Source organism: Chryseobacterium sp. MEBOG06, assembly GCF_021869765.1.
Taxonomy (GTDB): Bacteria; Bacteroidota; Bacteroidia; order Flavobacteriales; family Weeksellaceae; genus Chryseobacterium.
On sequence record NZ_CP084580.1, the window covers coordinates 2840001 to 2857612 of the forward strand.

Below are 17612 nucleotides of genomic sequence, written 5' to 3' on the forward strand. Positions count from 1 at the left end.
TTATTTCAAAAGACTTTGATCTTAAACGTTTTATCCTTCATTAATTTTTTTCCCGAAAAAATCTGTTTCTCCGTGCAAATGGCGGATGATCTTTTCAATATTCCTTTCTCTGCCTGCTTCTGTTTTCAGGTTATTGATGTACCGGATAAGTTCATTCTTTCTGGATGGGATCAGGTTTTCAAAGTTTTTACCTGCAACTGAACTGGCTTTAATAGCTTCATCCAGTTTGGGGTGGATAGAAATGCTTCTGTCAGAATCATCATATTCCAATTCTACTTCAATGATCTCTCCTACTCTCTTCGGCGAATTTTTCAGCATTGTTGTATTGATGTACAATCTCCATTCTCCCAGATACTTCATAAGGTTCTGCCGGAATTCTTTTCCATTCACAGATCCTTTCACCGGTATAGGGCTTTTACTCTTTTCTGAATTTTCAAAAATGACATTCAAAATTTCTTCGGGAACAAAAACAAAAGGATTGATCCCAATAATTTCCAATGTAGTGCTGAAGGTATTTGTTTTCATGAAAGATGAAGGTTAAGCGTTGACAGTAAAATTAATTATTAGATTTTAAATCCGCTGAATTTTATTTTTTAGTCAGTTTCAGGAACCAAACCCAAAATCCTAAACTTTCTGTTTTATCAATTCTTAACACTTTTCCGCCACTTTATGTTTCAATTTTAAGTTTCATCTCCTACATTAATTCCCTATCTTTGCATCAATAAATCTATTTATCAAAATGAAATTTTTTATTGACACAGCTAATTTAGAGCAAATCAAGGAAGCAAGAGACCTTGGAATTTTAGATGGTGTAACCACTAATCCTTCATTAATGGCTAAAGAAGGTATTCAGGGAACTGAAGCTATCAAAAACCATTACAAAACGATCTGCGAGCTTGTAGACGGAGATATTTCTGCGGAGGTTCTTTCTACTACGTATGAAGAAATGATCAAAGAAGGAGACGAATTGGCTGCTATCCACCCTAATATCGTTGTAAAAATCCCAATGATCAAAGATGGGATCAAAGCTTTGAAATATTTTTCTGATAAGGGAATCAAAACAAACTGTACGCTTATTTTCTCCGCAGGACAGGCACTTTTAGCAGCTAAAGCTGGTGCTAATTACGTTTCTCCTTTCTTAGGAAGACTGGATGATATCTCAACAGACGGATTAAACTTAATCCAGGAGATCAGATTGATTTTTGATAACTATATGTATGATACAGAAATCTTAGCGGCTTCTATCCGTCACTCAATGCACATCATCGACTGTGCTAAAATTGGGGCTGATGTGATTACATCTCCACTTCCTCCGATCTTAAGCTTATTAAAGCATCCATTAACAGACAGCGGACTGGCTCAGTTTATTGCAGATTCTCAGAAATTGGCATAAAACCAGACCACATTTTATATATAACCCCCGGAACTTCGTTCCGGGGGTTTTCAGTTTATGATGATAAATTAAATATCATATCTTGATTTAACTACTTTCTCACATCTGAATCCAAAAAATAAAAGATCATGAAAAAAAATATGCTTTTATTCGCGTTATGTTCTTTTATCTTTGGGTTTTCTCAAAACATCATCTTTTCAAAAGAAAAACTGGAACAGCTTGATGAATTCAATCATGAAAATAAGAGCCGGGCTTTTATCATCTATCAAAACGGAAATATCATTAGTGAAAAATATTTCGGCACAAAGATCATCAATAAGCAGCCTTTTGATGAAAATTCCAACTGGTACTGGGCTTCTGCAGGGAAATCTCTAACCTCTGTTCTCATCGGGATTGCCCAGCAGCAGAATTTCTTACATATAGATGACCCTGTTTCAAAATATTTAGGTAAATGGACAGGGATGGATAAAAAAGATGAGGATAAAATCACCATCAGAAATCTTCTGACAATGACTTCCGGAATAGATTACAATCAGGATCAGCAATGTAAATCCGGCAATTGTTTTGTGTTTAAGAATCCTGCGGGAAGTTTCTGGTATTATGACACTTCCGCATATTCCCAACTGGCAAAAGTAATAGAAAAAGCAAGCAGTAAAAGCATGGATCAATATACTTCGGAAAATCTATACGGTTCAGGAATTTCAGGAAAATGGATTCCTACTCAGAACGGGCTGCTGTTTTCAAGTAATGCGAAGAGCTTTTTGCAGTTTGGGAAACTGGTTTTAAACAAAGGGAAACTGAATGGGAAAACTTATTATCAATATGATGATTATTTTCAGCAGATGACCAGTACTTCCCAGAATCTGAATCTTTCCTACGGCTACCTGTGGTGGCTCAATGGGAAAGGTGAGATAAAAGTACCCGGATTTGAAAAGTCTTTCAACCAGTCATTGGTTCCTGATGCTCCTAAAGATATGTTTTCTGCATTGGGTAAAAATGGCCAAATTCTTGATATTATTCCCAGTGAAAATATTATTATTCTAAGAATGGGTGAAAACCCGGATGTATCTGATAGCATTATAAAGTTCCACAAAGAGCTATGGGATAAGATTCTGGAATAAATGAGATTGTCTCAAAAGTAATTTTATTCTACTTTTGGGACAATCTCTGTTTTTTTGGTGGGTATTATCTCAGGAGATCCAGTTCAATGATGTTATTATCCTTTTTTATATCACTTATCTGCCTGGCTTCTCTGTCTTTTTTACCTTTCTCAGAGGTTGCCACTGTTTTCCCTGAATCATCTATTTCTTCAATAACAATACCCTGAGCTATCATTTGTCTCTCACTTTTCATGGGATCGGCACGATAGTCTTTAAAGGCTTTTCTGTATTTTGCTTCATTCACTGTAATCAGAGGGCTATAACGTTCTTTATTTTTGGTACTCTTCCATTCGTATCCTGCCGGAAGTTTTTTATTCCCTTTTAATTCAAATGAATGAGAATGAGTAACATCTTCAAGTTTTACGATCAGTCCGGGAAGTCCATAAAATTTATATGGGCCATCCTGAATAGGGAGATCAGAGGTAAACCAGGCGGTCCATTTTCTTCCTGCAAAGTCACAAACGGCCTTCTGAGTAGTAAGTCCTCCTACTTTTTCTTTATCCGGCAGAATCTTCCAGTCCTGTTTTCTTACATCCTGCACCATATATTCTTCAGCAGACAGATTATTGAAAAAATTCATCGCGTAATTGGGATACATTTTTTCAACCGTGTAGCGTATTTTACCTTTAAATTTAACTGATGACAGGTCTAATTCATTATTCCCTGCCTGAAGCTGCTTTTCCATAACAACTCTCATAAGCGAGTCTGATTCAAAAGAATCTTTACTGTAGAATTTTGATCCTTTAGATGCAACATCAAGAAGCATTATTTCAGTTTCCGCTTTGTCTTTAGCAGTAGAATCAATGATATATTTATACTCATAAATAAATCGCTGGTTCTGAGCGTTCATCACGACTCCCAATAAGAGAGTCAATGTGATGGTTATCAGTTTTTTCATTAGTATTTTAGTTTTGGTTCTCTCCGGAAATATCTCTCACTACTCTGCATGGGTTTCCTACTGCTACTACACTATCCGGAATGTCTTTGGTAACAACGCTTCCCGCACCTACTACAGAATTCTTACCAATAGAAACTCCCGGAAGAACAACAACATTCCCTCCCAGCCAAACATTATCTCCTACGGTAATAGGACGAGCATATTCCAGCCCTTGATTTCTCTGTTTGGCATCCAGCGGATGGCCGGCTGTATAAAAACTGCAATTAGGCCCAATGAAAACATTATCTCCAAACTGAACTTTGGCGCAGTCTAAAATGACAAGGTTGTGATTGGCATAAAAGTTCTCTCCCACTTCTATATTATACCCATAATCACACCAGAATGACGGTTCTATACAGAGGTTTTCTTTGGTACTGCCAAGGATATTTCTAAGCAATTCACTTCTTCTTTGCGCATCAGAATTTTTCAATCCGTTATATTCCACACAGAGATCTTTACAGGCAATGCGTTCCTGGATCAGCTGCTTGTCATAATTGGCATCGTAAAGAAGTCCCGCTGCACATTTTTCCTTTTCTGTCATAAGTTTTATAATTGATAATTATTGGTTTTAAAGCCTTAATGTGTTGTTACTTGAAAGTTAAGAATTTTCTAATAAAAAGATCAGCTGATATTTATCAATCAAATTCCTTTAAATGACTGCCAATATTTCATTCTTTTTCTTGTTTTAATAACAGAAAAAGGATGTCAATCAATGACATCCTGCTGTATAAAAAATGATATAATTTTAATTCACCAGATCCGGTTCAATCGGGTTGTTATCCTTCTGAAGTGCTTCTTTTGTACTCTTTTCCATTTGCCTGAAAACCTGATTGGGATCTGAAATTTCTTTACCGTCTGCAGTCCTTACTTTGAAAACCACTTTGGTATTGCTATCTCCGCCGTTTTTCATCATCAGTTCTCTCATATTTTTGGAAGGATCGTTTACATAAGCTTTCCATGCTTTCTTAAACTGATCTTTGGTCACTTCGATATCTTTTCCGCCAATTCCCAGTACTTTTACATGATCAGGAATCTGCAGGTCTGCTTCTGCATCTGGTGTTTTGATGGTTTTATTACCTGCCAGTGTCATACTGTGGGAACCTGTAGCATCTTCTATTTTCACAATCAACCCTGGAAGTCCGTAAAAAACATAGGGTCCATCCTGAAAAGGAAGATCGGTTGTAAACCATGCTGTCCATTCTCTTCCGCCAAAACTGGTAACTGCTTTCTGAGCATTGTACTCACCTATTTTTTGTTTCTCAGAGGTTATTTTCCATTCCGGTTTTCTGTCTTCTTTTATTTTATATTTATCTGTGGAGATATTTCTGAAAAGATAGGTTTTGAAATCCGGATATTGTTTGGTTACTTTATAAGAAACCTGTCCCGGTTTTTCACGTCTGTTGACACTTATATTTCCACCTCCTGCTTTCAGCTGCTTTTCAAGTTCAGCTTTTCCTATGGAATCTGCCACAAATTTATCCTGACTGTAATAAGTGGAGCCGTTTTTATCAATATCCAGCAGCATTATTTCTTTCTTCACCTCTTCCTTATTATTAGAATCCGGAATAAATTTATATTCGTAAAAAAACCTGTTAATCTGAGCGTTGGCTAACACTCCCAGAAACATAAAAAATAGAATTTTGCTTTTCATAATGAATGATTAAAAAAAAGGCTTTGTCAATATGATATTAACAAAGCCTGATGGAACTTTATTTTTTTGTCTGAATTCTTATTTCGCTTTTCTTAGCGTCTCCTTTCCGCTGATTATTAATCATAACGCTGGATATATCACTTGTATTCAATGAATTAATATCATCTTTAGAGACCTCTCTGCCATCAATATAGTACTTGGACTTCATATCGTCTCCTCCACTTATATTAAATCTTTTTACCCCATTCATGGCAATATTTCCGTTGCCATCTTTTTTGATGAAATCTGCCTGCATTACCATTACTTTGGAAGAACCATTAATCCTTGAGAAATGAATATCCTTAAGGTTTTTCTGGGCTTTCAATCTCATTTTTTCACTTTCTATTCTTGCTTTTGCTCCCTCTATTCTGTAAGCCTCACTTTCTTTTCTGGCTTTATCACCTTCTATCTTTGCTTTTGCACTCTCTATTCTGGCAGCTTCACTTTCTTTTCTGGCTTTATCACTTTCAATCTTTGCTTTTGCACTTTCTCTTCTGTAAGCCTCTCTTTCTCTTATGGCCTTTTCGCCTTCTATACTGGCTTTTGCGCTCTCTATTCTTGCTTTTTCTCCCTCAATTCTGGCTTTCGCCGCCTCCTTCATTGCTTCTTTAGCTTCTTTAAGCGCTTTACGTACTTCTTCTTTTTCTTTACGGCTTAAGTCTTTATACTGAACGGTATTGTTCTTAAAGTATATTACTTTAGGGGTCTTTGGTGCTTTTGCGGCTCCGGGGGCTGCCGGAGGCGCTGGCGAAGCTTCAGGAGAATCAATGTCAACATCTAACTCAGGTATATCCGGTATCTCAATTTCCATATTATCAAGAGCCTTCATCTGGCTTTTCCATTCAGGAGATTTGAAATAACTGTCAACTGATGTAGATACCTGTCCAGCGATTTTCCCCATTTCAGAGGCCAATACATTAATTTCTTCTATCTTTTTGTTAAAGGCAGCGCTTTCTGGTGTCAGTTTGCTTAGCTCTTTGCTTTTTTTATCCAGTTCTTTTTGGATTTCCACTGATCTTGCTTTCAGCTTGGGAAGTCCAGGTATTGGATCTGTATTTTCTTTCTGTTGTTCTTTTTCAGGTCTTACTGTATCTTTCTGTATTTGTGAAACCGCTTTTTTAATATTAAAATTGGTTTCTTCAATTTCTCTGTTTTTTGCATTTACCAGATAGGCAAAAGCGACTGAAAATAAAACGGGCAGTGCAAAAATTCTTCGCGCATATCCGAACTTGGTTTTTGGTTTTTGTAACATCTTAAGTCTTTTTTTAAGGTTTGAACTTAGAAACGGACTGGTGGCAGGCAACTGTGTTCCGGAAAAGTGGCTTGCTAAAAGCATCTGCGCAAATGCTTTGGTGTCCGAATTTTTAACGGCTTTCTTATCAGCCAGATATTCGTGGATTAAATTAATTTCTTTTTTGATAATATGGAAAAAGGGATTGAACCAGAAAACAGCGGTAATGAATTCGATAAAGATCTTATCAAATGAATGCTTCTGCTCAATATGTACCATCTCATGCTTTAAAATCTGCCTTCCCACTTCTGAGTTCAGCGTGATTGCATTTTTCCAGAAAAGGTTTTTAAAGTATGAAAAGGGTGCTTCGGTGAGGTCGGTACGGTAAAAATTGATCCCGTCAAAACTTTCTTTCTGAAACTGTTTTTTAAATTGCTGGATTTTAAAAATCCCGTATACCAATTTCCCTAGAAAATAGAGAGAAACAAGTCCCAGAGCTGAAAAAATAAGGTTAAAATAAAGGTTACCATTGTTTAAGTTTTTTTCTGTATTAAAATTCTGAATTTTATCAAGAAGTCTGTATAGATCATTATTTACCTCTATCGTAAAATCTTCTACTCTGATGAGTGGTAAAAACAGCGATACCAAAACTGCCGCCAACAGATAAAACCTGTTATAATGATGGAATGTCTTGTCTTTTAAAGACAACTGATAATACAAAAACGTTACACCTGAACATATAATTGTTTTTCCAAAGTATAAAAGTATTGCTTCCATAGGCCTCTAGTCTTTCTTTTTGAGTTCATCCAGTAACATTTCAAGATCTTCTACCGTCATTTCATTTTTTTCTACGAGAAACGAAACGGCACTTTTGTAAGAACCTTTAAAATAGTTTTTCACAAGACTCTTCATGGTTTTCCCGGAATACTGCTCTTTTGAAACCAGTGGAAAATACTCATGCTGTCTTCCGTGTACACGATAATCTACAAATTCTTTGTCCTTTAATACTTTTAAAATGGTGGAGACAGTATTGGTATGGGGTTTGGGTTCAGGAAACAGATCGAGAACATCCTTAAGAAATCCTTTTTCCAGTTTCCACAGATACTGCATTACCTGTTCCTCTGCTTTTGTTAAAGTCTGAATTTTCATATCCTGTACATTTATTCATCTTGTAATAAAGAAACGTTCAATTCTCTATCACTAAGAAATTAGTTATACAAATGTAGAAATAATTTTGACTCAGACAACTATTTTTTTAGTGATAAAACATTATTTAATATTAACTAATTGAAAATCAACACTATAAAATTAATTTAAATATATTAATTTTATAATGGAGAAGAGTCAGCACCCATCTAATCAACAGAAAAAGGATAATTTCAATTGTAAATTCTTAAAACTTGTTAATTTTTATTAAATAAAATTAAAATGAATTTGTTTTAACCGGGAAAATATATTTATTTTAGTGCTTTAAAAATTTCTCATGAAAAGATATAATTTATTGATTGTACTATTACTACTTATTTTTAATGTTACTACAGCGCAAAAGAAAAATTCTCCGGCTGCTGACCTTAGTATATTAAAGGATACAAAATCAAAAATTGAAGCTACAGTACCATTGGTTATCCAACATCTTCAGACCATTGCTACAAAAGAAGGGGACAATAATATTGTTACCAACGGAAAAATTGCAGTGGGTAAAGAATATCGGATTTTAGAATCTGAATGGTATTTATACAGAAACAATATGAAAAACTGTATCCTGAACAATTCTTCCAAGAAAGCTAAAAAGTGCATGGAATACCATACGCAATATCTGAGAAATACACTGATCAACTACAGTAACTATATTTCTAACCTTACAAGAAAGAATGGATATTTAGGAGTAGAAGGTGATACAAAATTTGAATTTAAACCTGCTGAAATAGCTACAAAACTAAGTGAAGCTTACTTCAATGCTAATGATGCTGCAGGAAGAATGAAGGCTGATCAGAAAAGAGAGTTTTTGGGACAAACGATGTCTGATGACAACAAGCTGACTCCATTTGCTCAGCTGGCTCAATAATAAGAACTTACCCCTGAAAATAAAAAAGAGAACTGCAAATGCGGTTCTCTTTTCGTTTAAAGCAAAAAATCTCCGTCGGAAAAAGCAGTTTTGTGGTACTAATCATAAAACTTGGGGAAAAAGTAGAAAATAAGACGGAGATTTTTTTGCAACCTCTTACAGAGTCAATTAGTCCTACCCTTGACCTGTAAGAGTTGTACAAAAATAAAGCTATGCTTTTCTCTCCTAAAAGAATCGCTGTAGAATTAAATAGGAAGAAATGTAGAAATAATTCTACCTGAAAAGAAAAATATTGTCAGAAAAATAAATTTAAAGCCGCACCAGCAGCTTTATAACATCTTTATCAGACATAATTAACACATCATATAATGTCTTATCGTTTCTCCATTCTTTCCTTCCTTCTATTGGCTGTCTACTTCCACCAGTGATAATAGTTATGCAATCCATCATATTCAAATCCACAGCGGGGATATAAAGTATTTCCAATTTCATTGGTCTTTTCAGTTTCAAGCATCAGACCACAAGCCCCTGTTTCTTCACACCACTGCTTACTACGGTCAATTAAAGCTACTGAAAGCCCTTTCCCTCTATAATCGGGATGTACAAACAAGTCGCTTAGCAGCCATTGTTTCTGTAATTTGGTATAGTGAAACAGTTTATAGAGCTGTACAAATCCTATGGCTTTTCCATCTGCTACAGCCAGAAAAATATCTGATTCACTGTTTAGAAATCTTTCTCGAAGAAAAGCCTTTCCTTTTTCAATGTCAGATTCCTGTCTGTAAAAAACACGGTAAAGATCAAACAATACGGCGGTGTCTTCAAGATCCTCAAGGCTTGCTTTTTTAATAGTGTAATTCATCGTTATATTTATTTTGATTAACACCGCAAAAGTAGTCCCAAACTCGGCTGGAGGTATCATCCAGATTAAAGTTATACAGATGGTCCAGAGGATGTTTCCAAACCTCATAAAAAAGATAAAATACCACACGTTTCAGATTTTATATTGGCAGACAACTTTGGAACTTTGCCCCATAAAATAAAGCAATGACAGATATTATCCAAAAAATAAAAGACACGGACTGGCAGCATATAACAGAGGAAATGCATCAGAAAGGTTATGCGGTGATTCCCAATTTAATATCAGATGATGAATGTGAAGATTTAAAGTCAGACTATACCTATGCTCATCTGTATCGTAAAACCGTTGTCATGGCGCGCCACAGGTTTGGTTTAGGAGAATACCGGTATTTCAATTATCCGTTACCGCAACTGATTCAGTTGGTACGAACTCATATTTATCCTTATCTAGCTCCTATTGCCAATTCCTGGTTTAATGCCTTACATATTGATACTTCTTTTCCCCTAGATCATAGGGAGTTTATACAACAATGTCATGCCAACGGTCAGAAGAAAGCCACTCCTTTGATTTTAAAATACGGAAAAGGAGGTTTTAATACTTTGCATCAGGATTTATATGGAGATCTATATTTTCCGATTCAGATTGTTATCATGCTTAGTGAACCTGATCAGGATTTTACAGGTGGAGAATTTGTTCTTACCCAACAGATTCCGAGAGCTCAGTCGAAAGCCATTGTCTTGAAACCTAAAAAGGGAGATGTCCTTATTTTTACTACAAATTTTAAACCGGAAAAAGGGGTGAAAGGATATTACAGAGTCAATACGAAACATGGAGTAAGTGAAGTGACAGAGGGAAGCCGCTACGCCCTGGGAGTTATTTTCCATGATGCTATGAGCTGAGAATTGAGAGAGGAAAGTTGAGAGTTGAACATACTTCATGAAGAATGTGAAAATTTATCAATGGCATATTTTATATAAATTATACATTCAGACTATTTTAATAACCCAATGAATTGGCTGCGGCAAATTTTAAGAAGTACGTATTTTCTCACTCTCAACTTTCTATTTTTAATTTTCAATTTTCAATTATAAAAATATGATACTGCATTCTCAGATAACTGCCCTTAGTTTAAGAAGTAAAATCCGTCACGGAGAAATAGTTTTGGGAGGAAATAAAAAATTAAAAATTTTTGGATTACTAAGCTGTAAGTCAGGAAAAAGAATGAAAAAGGAAAATAGAATTTTCTTTAAAGATGAAAAAGAAGCATGGCAAAATAGCTACCGTCCCTGCGGCCACTGTATGAGAGAAAGATATAAAAAATGGAAAAATAATTTCTCCTTCATTACACCCGATGACTGAGAAACAAAATAGCATTAAAGATTTATTACAATTAACAGTATATGGCTTAGAAATTGAAATTATTTAAACTTTCTTATTTCATAGCTTTCATTCTACTATATTAAAGCGTATATAGGTAGTCCGTATGATTAATCCTCCATTAATTCAACCTATAACACATAACATATTAATTACTTACTAAAACAACTACGTTTTCACTCTATTCTTCATCAAAATTTCTGACGATACAGGTTTCGCCTGTTAAAAACGGAGAAAATAAAGTAAGGAAATCATGTAAAATACACTTAAATATTCTGAATTTCATAATACAATTCATTTTTTTTAATTATCAGTTCCCCATGGATGCAAGCGTATCAGCATTTGTGAAAAAAAATATCAACTATGTGTGAAATAAGATAACATCGCATTAAATAAAACTATATATTAGTATCAAAACTAAAACACTTACACATGAACAATGAAAATTTTAGTACCCTTGAACTTCTTCACAAGCAATTCAGGTACCCTTTCCCAACACTAAAAAACCCGAACGCCGAACAATTGCAGGAAATCACTGAAAAACAATGGATTGACGGAGAGTATTTGTGGCTCTATGAACAAAACCCCAATCTCCGGAAAAAGTACAAAAAAACAAAAACGGCTCATATTGCAGCCCAGTGGTTTCCAACAGCATCACCGGAAAGATTCAAACCCATCTGCAGGCTGATGCTCTGGACCCTGTATAATGATGATCTTTACGAAGAAAGTAATCCAAAAGATATTGGACATGTACATGCCCAATCTATTGCAATCCTGAAAGGTGAAATTAATGCTGCAGATTCAGGAATACCTTTAGGTCCTATGCTAGCCTCATTGAGACAAGAGCTGTTAGACTTCATTCCAGAGGAATCGGTCTCCCGCTTTACACAAATGATCAGCAGATACTTTATAGGGTTGGAAACCGAATTAAAATATAAGCACAATAAAACTTATCCCAGCGTGGACGAATGTATTGCCCTGCGTGAAAATTCTATATGCCTTTATCCCTTTCTGCAGCTTACAGAAGTGGAAACTGGGATCACGCTTCCACAGGAAATACACGATCATCCGGTGATCATCCGTCTGCAGACTCTGGCCTGCCATCTGGTTACTTTTTTCAATGAGGTACAGTCTGTATTAAAAGATGAGGCAACAGACAGTATCTATTACAATATTGTAAAGGTAATTCAGCATGAACGTCAAATGTCTCTGAAAGAAGCCTGTCTTGAAGACTTACGTCTTCATAATGAAGATCTGAAAGAATTCATAGAATTACAAGCTTCTCTTCCGGATTTTGGTATATGGCAGGATGCAGTCGTGAACTGGGTACACTATATGAGTATGGTTCTTAGTGGATGGAAAAACATATCTACAAAGCTGGATCGTTATAATGCGATGGATTTTCCGGAGGCAAGAGAATTAAAAGAAAAGCTGGATCAAATATAATATCATCAATTAATTTTATTAAAAATAAAAAAATTAAACCCATGAGAAAAGAATTAATAGTCCCTCAATGTCATTACCCGTGGCCAACCGTAAACAGTCCTATTGCCAATGCCTTTGATGAGGAAGAAAAAAGCTGGTATGATGATGACTATACTTTTATTTCTGAAGAGGGAATAAAAAGATGCAAGCCCCAATTTCTATCCCGGGTTGCCACTTATATGAATCCTACCTGTGACAGCATAGAACGTATGCGCCCCTGTGCAAGGCTGATGATCTATATTACAATTTTTGATGACTATTTTGGATTAACACCGGCAAAAGAGCTGAAAGTCATGGCTGATCGGGTTTATGAAGTAATGATGGGTGACGAGCCTCTACCGGGTGAGATTGGAATTCTGCGGCAAATGGCACAGGCAAGAAAAGAGTGGATTGCCAATGGAATGCCTCAATTCTGGATCGAGCGTGTATCCATTAATTTTTATGAATTCATCATGTATGGTATGGCTGAGGAAATACCTTTCAAGCAAGCTGAAACCAGAACCTATCCTCTGCTCCCGCATTATCTTAGCTTCCGGAAATATTCCATCGGCATGTGGCCTTATGGAGATCTTATAGACCCTGCTATTGATTTTGCATTGCCTGTTCATGTTTACAATCATCCTATTGTGCAGCGCTGTAGAGAATTGCTGTCTTTGATAATTGTGATTCAGAATGACTTTGCTTCGCTGAAAAAAGAGCTTGAAATAGATACAGAAAGTCTGAATATTATCTTTATTCTAAGCCATCAGTACAAGCTGTCTTATCAGGAAGCATGTACAGAAGCTATGAGATTACATGATGCCTATGGTCAGGAGCTGGATGATCTTCATCAATCTCTGCCTGATTTTGGCGAATTTCAGGAAGCAGCTTATGATCACATCTATCACATCAAACTACAGATAAGCGGATGTGCAAATTGGTATTATAATTCGGGTACCAACCGATATGAGCCTAAAGGATTTATTGTCCCACAATATGGAAGAGAAGGTGATGACATTCTTATTCCGCACAGTATTTTTGTACAAAAATAGATCTGAAACCAATCCTAAATACTAAAACAAGAAAGAGAACCACCATGTGATTCTCTTTCTTTAGTAGCGGGAACCGGACTCGAACCGATGACCTTCGGGTTATGAGCCCGACGAGCTACCTACTGCTCCATCCCGCGGTGTATTTTTAGAGTGCTTACCGAAAGCACTTAACTTAGTAGCGGGAACCGGACTCGAACCGATGACCTTCGGGTTATGAGCCCGACGAGCTACCTACTGCTCCATCCCGCGGTGTATCTTTAGAGTGCCTACCGAAGGCACTAACTTAGTAGCGGGAACCGGACTCGAACCGATGACCTTCGGGTTATGAGCCCGACGAGCTACCTACTGCTCCATCCCGCGGTGTATTTTTAGAGTGCCTACCGAAGGCACTAACTTAGTAGCGGGAACCGGACTCGAACCGATGACCTTCGGGTTATGAGCCCGACGAGCTACCTACTGCTCCATCCCGCGGTGTATCTTTAGAGTGCTTACCGAAAGCACTTAACTTAGTAGCGGGAACCGGACTCGAACCGATGACCTTCGGGTTATGAGCCCGACGAGCTACCTACTGCTCCATCCCGCGGTGTATTTTTAGAGTGCCTACCGAAGGCACTAACTTAGTAGCGGGAACCGGACTCGAACCGATGACCTTCGGGTTATGAGCCCGACGAGCTACCTACTGCTCCATCCCGCGGTGTATCTTTAGAGTGCTTACCGAAAGCACTTAACTTAGTAGCGGGAACCGGACTCGAACCGATGACCTTCGGGTTATGAGCCCGACGAGCTACCTACTGCTCCATCCCGCGATATTGGATTGCAAAGGTACGAATATTTCTCAAAAATCCTAATTTTTCTTTTAAATAAAGGACTTTTATAAAAACTATTTTATTATTTGTATCTTTGTTTTATGGCAAAGATATTAAAAATTTACCCGGACAACCCACAGGAAAATCTTGTGAATGAGGTTATTAAAACTTTAAATAACGGCGGACTGATTATCTATCCTTCGGATACAATTTATGCCTTAGGCTGTAACATTTTTGATATAAAAGCTATGGAAAAACTGGCTCAATTGAAAAAAATGAAACTGGAAAAGGCAAAATTCTCAATAATCTGTAATGATTTAAGCCATCTTTCTGACTTCTCAAGACCTATTGATACTTCAGTCTTCAGGTTTTTGAAAAGCCATCTTCCAGGGCCCTTCACTTTTATTCTTGAAGCCAACAAAAGTTTACCATTAGCCTATAAAGGACATAAAACAATTGGTATCCGTGTTCCGGATCACCCGATTCCTCAGCTTATTGTAGAGAAATTAGGACATCCTATTGCTTCAACCTCCATCAGAGATGATGATGAAATCATTGAATATTCTACAGACCCGGAACTGATCGCTGAGAAATATGACCATCTTGTAGATATTGTTATTGATTCAGGATACGGTGATAATATAGCTTCTACTATTGTGGATCTAACCTCGGGAGAACCTGAAATAATCCGTCAGGGAAAAGGAATTATTTAAGTGGAAAGGTAGATATGGAGAGTGAAGAATGGAAAATTTTCTGTGTATAGATGGGAAATATGGCGAGTAATGGGAAATATTCTGTAGGGATTTTACTGACTTTTGTACTTTTAGCTGCAGCAATGCTTTATATTTTCCCTGTGATCAATATGATTACAGGAATAAAGGGTATTACAGCAGTCAGTTTTTTTCTCACCAGAATTGCAATATGGATTATTCTACTTATTACATTTTTATACACCTATTGTATTGAGAAAGGCTCTTTTTTGCTTAAAGAAGAAAAGAAATATCCTATAGCATTCTATATAAAAGCTATCATTGGCTTATATTTTATCTGTCTTATAGGCGGAGGATGTATTAATGTGGTACTTCATCTTTTGATTCAGGAAAATATGAGTGATAAGCTTTCTCAGCTCTCATCAATTTTTAAGAATAATTATTTTTTAATTATTTTTACATGCTTTACAGCGGGTGCTGTAGAAGAGTTTCTGATGCGCGGCTATATACAGCCCAGGATTGAAAAGATATACAACAGTCCGCTTTTAGGAGTCCTTGTCTCAGCCATTTTGTTTGGAATTCTTCACAGTACTTACGGAACCATAGGCCAGGTGATTGTCCCTTTCTTTATTGGAATCGTTTTTGCGCTGTTTTATAAAGCGTATTCAAACATTAAAATTCTGATCATCTGCCATTTTATGATTGACTTTGTGTCTCTCATGATGATGAATTTTATTGATATTAAACATTTATCTGTATTTTAAAATTATGAAAATTATAACGTCTCCTGCGAAATTAATGAACGTAGAAAACACCACTGATCTGTTGAAACCTACGACTCCAAAATTCATTGAAGAAGCAGCATTTATACAAACTTATTTAAAAGAAAAATCGCCTAAATATCTTTCCGAATTAATGGAAATATCAGCAAAACTGGCTGATGAAAACTGGGAAAGAAACCAAAGATGGAAATCAAAACCTACGGCTAAAGAATCTACACCGGCAATGTTTGCTTTTACAGGAGAGGTCTACAGAGGACTTGATGCTAAAACTCTGAATAAAGAGGCTGTAGATTATCTGCAAAAAAATTACAGGATGCTATCGGGATTATACGGTCTGCTGAAGCCTTCTGATAAAGTGATGCTTTACAGACTGGAAATGGGGCGCCCATTTAAATTTGATACGTATAAAAATTTATATGAATTCTGGAGAGAAAAAATAACCGAACAGCTTAATTCTGAAATGAAAAAAGGAGAAGTCCTGCTTCATCTTGCGAGTAATGAGTACGGAAAAGTAATCGACAGAAAAAAGCTTAATCATACCGTTATTGATTTTGATTTTTATGAATTAAAAGAAGGAAAACTGAAAACGATTGTAGTGTATACCAAGCACGCAAGAGGTCTTGTAGTGAGATTCTGTGCAGAGACCAATGCCCAGACACTGGACGATGTAAAGGCATTCAACTATGAAGGCTATAGAATTGATGATGAAAAATCTACAGATACAAAACTGGTTTTCACAAGATAAATGACGGTTACAGCATATAAAAAACATTTCAAAACAGAACTTTCCGACCTTTATACTGAGTCGGAAAGCGCTTTTCTGTCCTCTCTGTTTATCCATAAGATCGTAGGCCTAGATCAGTTTCAACAAAGAAAATTTTCTGATCAGGAACTTTTAACCGATGATGAAAAACAACTGATTAACCTGATTGATGAGCTAAAGACCGGAAAGCCTTACCAGCAAATTCTGGGTGAGACTGAATTCTACGGCATGACATTTTTTGTAGATGAAAATGTCCTCATTCCCCGTCCGGAAACGGAAGAACTACTTGAATTTGCCATTCAGGAAATTAAAAAGTTAAAAAGACAGGATATAAAGATTCTGGATATAGGAACCGGAAGTGGTGTGATTCCTCTGGTTTTAAAGAAACATTTTCCCGCCGCTCAGGTTTCTTCGGTTGATTTTTCAGAAAAAGCATTGAAAACAGCCCGTAAAAATGCTGACTACCACTCAATGGAAGTCAACTTTATTCATGCTGATTATCTCAATTTTGAACTGACAGAAAGTTATGATATTATCATTTCAAATCCACCTTATATAGGAATAGAGGAAGAAATTGAGATTGCCGACTCGGTAAAAGAATTTGAACCTAAAATGGCTCTTTTCTCTCCTACTTCCGATACTTTGATCTTTTACAGAAAGATTTCAGAAGATGCTAAAAAGCATCTGAATGCTGATGGGCTTTTGTTTTTAGAAATCAATCAAAAACTGGGACCAGAAACCCTGGAACTTTATCAGTATTTTTCTGATGCCCAATTATTAAAGGATCTATCGGAGAATGACCGGTTTATTTTTGGAAGGAAATAAGTATATTTTAATATAAAACGACTCAATAAGACTATGATTATCAAATCGCACACCATCAATGATATCAAAATAGCCGAAGTTATTTCTGATGAAATGCTTATTCAGTCGCCGGAGGACGGATTGGATCTTATGGGAAATATCTATTACCAGGGCTATGATAAGGTAATTCTTTATGAAAAAAACCTCACTCCAGAATTTTTTGATTTAAAAACTAAAATAGCAGGAGAAATTCTTCAAAAATTCTCAAACTATCGTATCGGTCTGGTTATTATAGGTAATTTCAGTAAATACGAAAGTAAAAGTATAAAGGAGTTTATTTTTGAAAGTAATAAAATGAAACATGTTAATTTTGTAGAAACCTTAGAAAAAGCTTTGGTAAATTTTTCAAATTAAATGTGTTTTTATAATTGCCACGAAAGCCTTTAAACCAGCAAAAGCTATTCGTGGCAATTAATTCTCAATGAAGCTATTCTTATAGGAATGATCAGATTTCTTCAA

19 protein-coding genes and 7 tRNA genes are annotated in these 17612 nt (G+C 36.2%); 12 read left to right on the forward strand and 14 right to left on the reverse strand.

Annotated features, from left to right (window positions below; genetic code table 11):
• Positions 1-30: 30 nt before the first annotated feature.
• Complete coding sequence (locus LF887_RS13020; RefSeq protein WP_236854642.1) at positions 31-525, reverse strand: YdeI/OmpD-associated family protein; 495 nt, start codon at positions 523-525, stop codon at positions 31-33.
• A gap of 214 nt (positions 526-739) precedes the next feature.
• On the opposite strand from LF887_RS13020, the gene fsa reads away from it, so the two are divergent.
• Entirely contained in the window at positions 740-1393 is a 654-nt protein-coding gene (gene fsa / locus LF887_RS13025) for a fructose-6-phosphate aldolase (protein ID WP_236854643.1), read from the forward strand.
• A gap of 128 nt (positions 1394-1521) precedes the next feature.
• Complete coding sequence (locus LF887_RS13030) at positions 1522-2514, forward strand: serine hydrolase domain-containing protein (protein ID WP_236854644.1); 993 nt, start codon at positions 1522-1524, stop codon at positions 2512-2514.
• Positions 2515-2578: 64 nt separating this feature from the next.
• On the opposite strand, the gene LF887_RS13035 is transcribed toward LF887_RS13030, so the two are convergent.
• The 5 genes from LF887_RS13035 to LF887_RS13055 form a co-directional block, all read right to left on the reverse strand.
• The gene (locus LF887_RS13035; protein WP_236854645.1) at positions 2579-3451 is read right to left on the reverse strand and encodes a GLPGLI family protein; all 873 of its coding nucleotides are present in this window, start codon (positions 3449-3451) and stop codon (positions 2579-2581) included.
• Positions 3452-3458: 7 nt separating this feature from the next.
• Positions 3459-4031, reverse strand: a complete 573-nt coding sequence (locus tag LF887_RS13040; RefSeq protein WP_236854646.1) for a sugar O-acetyltransferase — start codon at positions 4029-4031, stop codon at positions 3459-3461.
• 204 nt (positions 4032-4235) lie between these two features.
• Positions 4236-5141 carry a GLPGLI family protein gene (locus LF887_RS13045; RefSeq protein WP_236854647.1) on the reverse strand — a complete coding sequence of 302 codons (906 nt, stop codon included), beginning with the start codon at positions 5139-5141 and terminating at the stop codon, positions 4236-4238.
• A 58-nt stretch (positions 5142-5199) separates the two neighbouring features.
• The gene (locus tag LF887_RS13050; RefSeq protein ID WP_236854648.1) at positions 5200-7188 is read right to left on the reverse strand and encodes a M56 family metallopeptidase; all 1989 of its coding nucleotides are present in this window, start codon (positions 7186-7188) and stop codon (positions 5200-5202) included.
• Positions 7189-7194: 6 nt separating this feature from the next.
• Positions 7195-7560: a BlaI/MecI/CopY family transcriptional regulator gene (locus LF887_RS13055; RefSeq protein ID WP_236854650.1), complete on the reverse strand. Its 366-nt coding sequence runs from the start codon at positions 7558-7560 to the stop codon at positions 7195-7197.
• 334 nt (positions 7561-7894) lie between these two features.
• On the opposite strand from LF887_RS13055, the gene LF887_RS13060 reads away from it, so the two are divergent.
• Complete coding sequence (locus LF887_RS13060; protein ID WP_236854651.1) at positions 7895-8476, forward strand: hypothetical protein; 582 nt, start codon at positions 7895-7897, stop codon at positions 8474-8476.
• Positions 8477-8888: 412 nt separating this feature from the next.
• Here the strand turns inward: LF887_RS13060 and LF887_RS13065 are convergent, their stop codons facing one another.
• Entirely contained in the window at positions 8889-9335 is a 447-nt protein-coding gene (locus LF887_RS13065) for a GNAT family N-acetyltransferase (protein WP_236854652.1), read from the reverse strand.
• Positions 9336-9520: 185 nt separating this feature from the next.
• Here LF887_RS13065 and LF887_RS13070 point away from each other — a divergent pair, with 185 nt between their 5' ends.
• The 4 genes from LF887_RS13070 to LF887_RS13085 all read left to right on the forward strand — a co-directional run bounded on the left by LF887_RS13070 (position 9521) and on the right by LF887_RS13085 (position 13228).
• Entirely contained in the window at positions 9521-10234 is a 714-nt protein-coding gene (locus tag LF887_RS13070; RefSeq protein ID WP_236854653.1) for a 2OG-Fe(II) oxygenase, read from the forward strand.
• 196 nt (positions 10235-10430) lie between these two features.
• On the forward strand, positions 10431-10694 hold the full coding sequence (locus tag LF887_RS13075) for an Ada metal-binding domain-containing protein (RefSeq protein WP_236854654.1): 264 nt from the start codon (positions 10431-10433) through the stop codon (positions 10692-10694).
• 450 nt (positions 10695-11144) lie between these two features.
• A complete protein-coding gene (locus LF887_RS13080) occupies positions 11145-12158 on the forward strand; it encodes a terpene synthase family protein (protein ID WP_236854655.1) in 1014 nt (337 codons plus the stop codon).
• Between the two features lie 41 nt (positions 12159-12199).
• Entirely contained in the window at positions 12200-13228 is a 1029-nt protein-coding gene (locus LF887_RS13085; protein ID WP_236854656.1) for a terpene synthase family protein, read from the forward strand.
• A gap of 64 nt (positions 13229-13292) precedes the next feature.
• Here the strand turns inward: LF887_RS13085 and LF887_RS13090 are convergent.
• The 7 genes from LF887_RS13090 to LF887_RS13120 form a co-directional block, all read right to left on the reverse strand.
• A tRNA-Met gene (locus LF887_RS13090) sits at positions 13293-13365 on the reverse strand.
• A gap of 39 nt (positions 13366-13404) precedes the next feature.
• Positions 13405-13477 (reverse strand) — tRNA-Met (locus LF887_RS13095).
• Between the two features lie 38 nt (positions 13478-13515).
• Positions 13516-13588, reverse strand: a tRNA-Met gene (locus LF887_RS13100).
• A 38-nt stretch (positions 13589-13626) separates the two neighbouring features.
• Positions 13627-13699 (reverse strand) — tRNA-Met (locus LF887_RS13105).
• Between the two features lie 39 nt (positions 13700-13738).
• A tRNA-Met gene (locus LF887_RS13110) sits at positions 13739-13811 on the reverse strand.
• A gap of 38 nt (positions 13812-13849) precedes the next feature.
• A tRNA-Met gene (locus tag LF887_RS13115) sits at positions 13850-13922 on the reverse strand.
• A gap of 39 nt (positions 13923-13961) precedes the next feature.
• Positions 13962-14034 (reverse strand) — tRNA-Met (locus LF887_RS13120).
• Between the two features lie 101 nt (positions 14035-14135).
• Here LF887_RS13120 and LF887_RS13125 point away from each other — a divergent pair.
• The 5 genes from LF887_RS13125 to LF887_RS13145 are packed head-to-tail and all read left to right on the forward strand — an operon-like array spanning position 14136 to position 17507.
• A complete protein-coding gene (locus LF887_RS13125) occupies positions 14136-14747 on the forward strand; it encodes an L-threonylcarbamoyladenylate synthase (protein ID WP_236854658.1) in 612 nt (203 codons plus the stop codon).
• 50 nt (positions 14748-14797) lie between these two features.
• Positions 14798-15508, forward strand: a complete 711-nt coding sequence (locus LF887_RS13130) for a CPBP family intramembrane glutamic endopeptidase (RefSeq protein ID WP_236854659.1) — start codon at positions 14798-14800, stop codon at positions 15506-15508.
• 4 nt (positions 15509-15512) lie between these two features.
• Positions 15513-16271, forward strand: a complete 759-nt coding sequence (gene yaaA, locus LF887_RS13135; RefSeq protein WP_236854660.1) for a peroxide stress protein YaaA — start codon at positions 15513-15515, stop codon at positions 16269-16271.
• On the forward strand, positions 16272-17114 hold the full coding sequence (prmC, locus tag LF887_RS13140) for a peptide chain release factor N(5)-glutamine methyltransferase (protein WP_236854661.1): 843 nt from the start codon (positions 16272-16274) through the stop codon (positions 17112-17114). It begins immediately after the preceding gene.
• A 33-nt stretch (positions 17115-17147) separates the two neighbouring features.
• Complete coding sequence (locus tag LF887_RS13145; RefSeq protein WP_236854662.1) at positions 17148-17507, forward strand: DUF4180 domain-containing protein; 360 nt, start codon at positions 17148-17150, stop codon at positions 17505-17507.
• Positions 17508-17612: the final 105 nt, after the last annotated feature.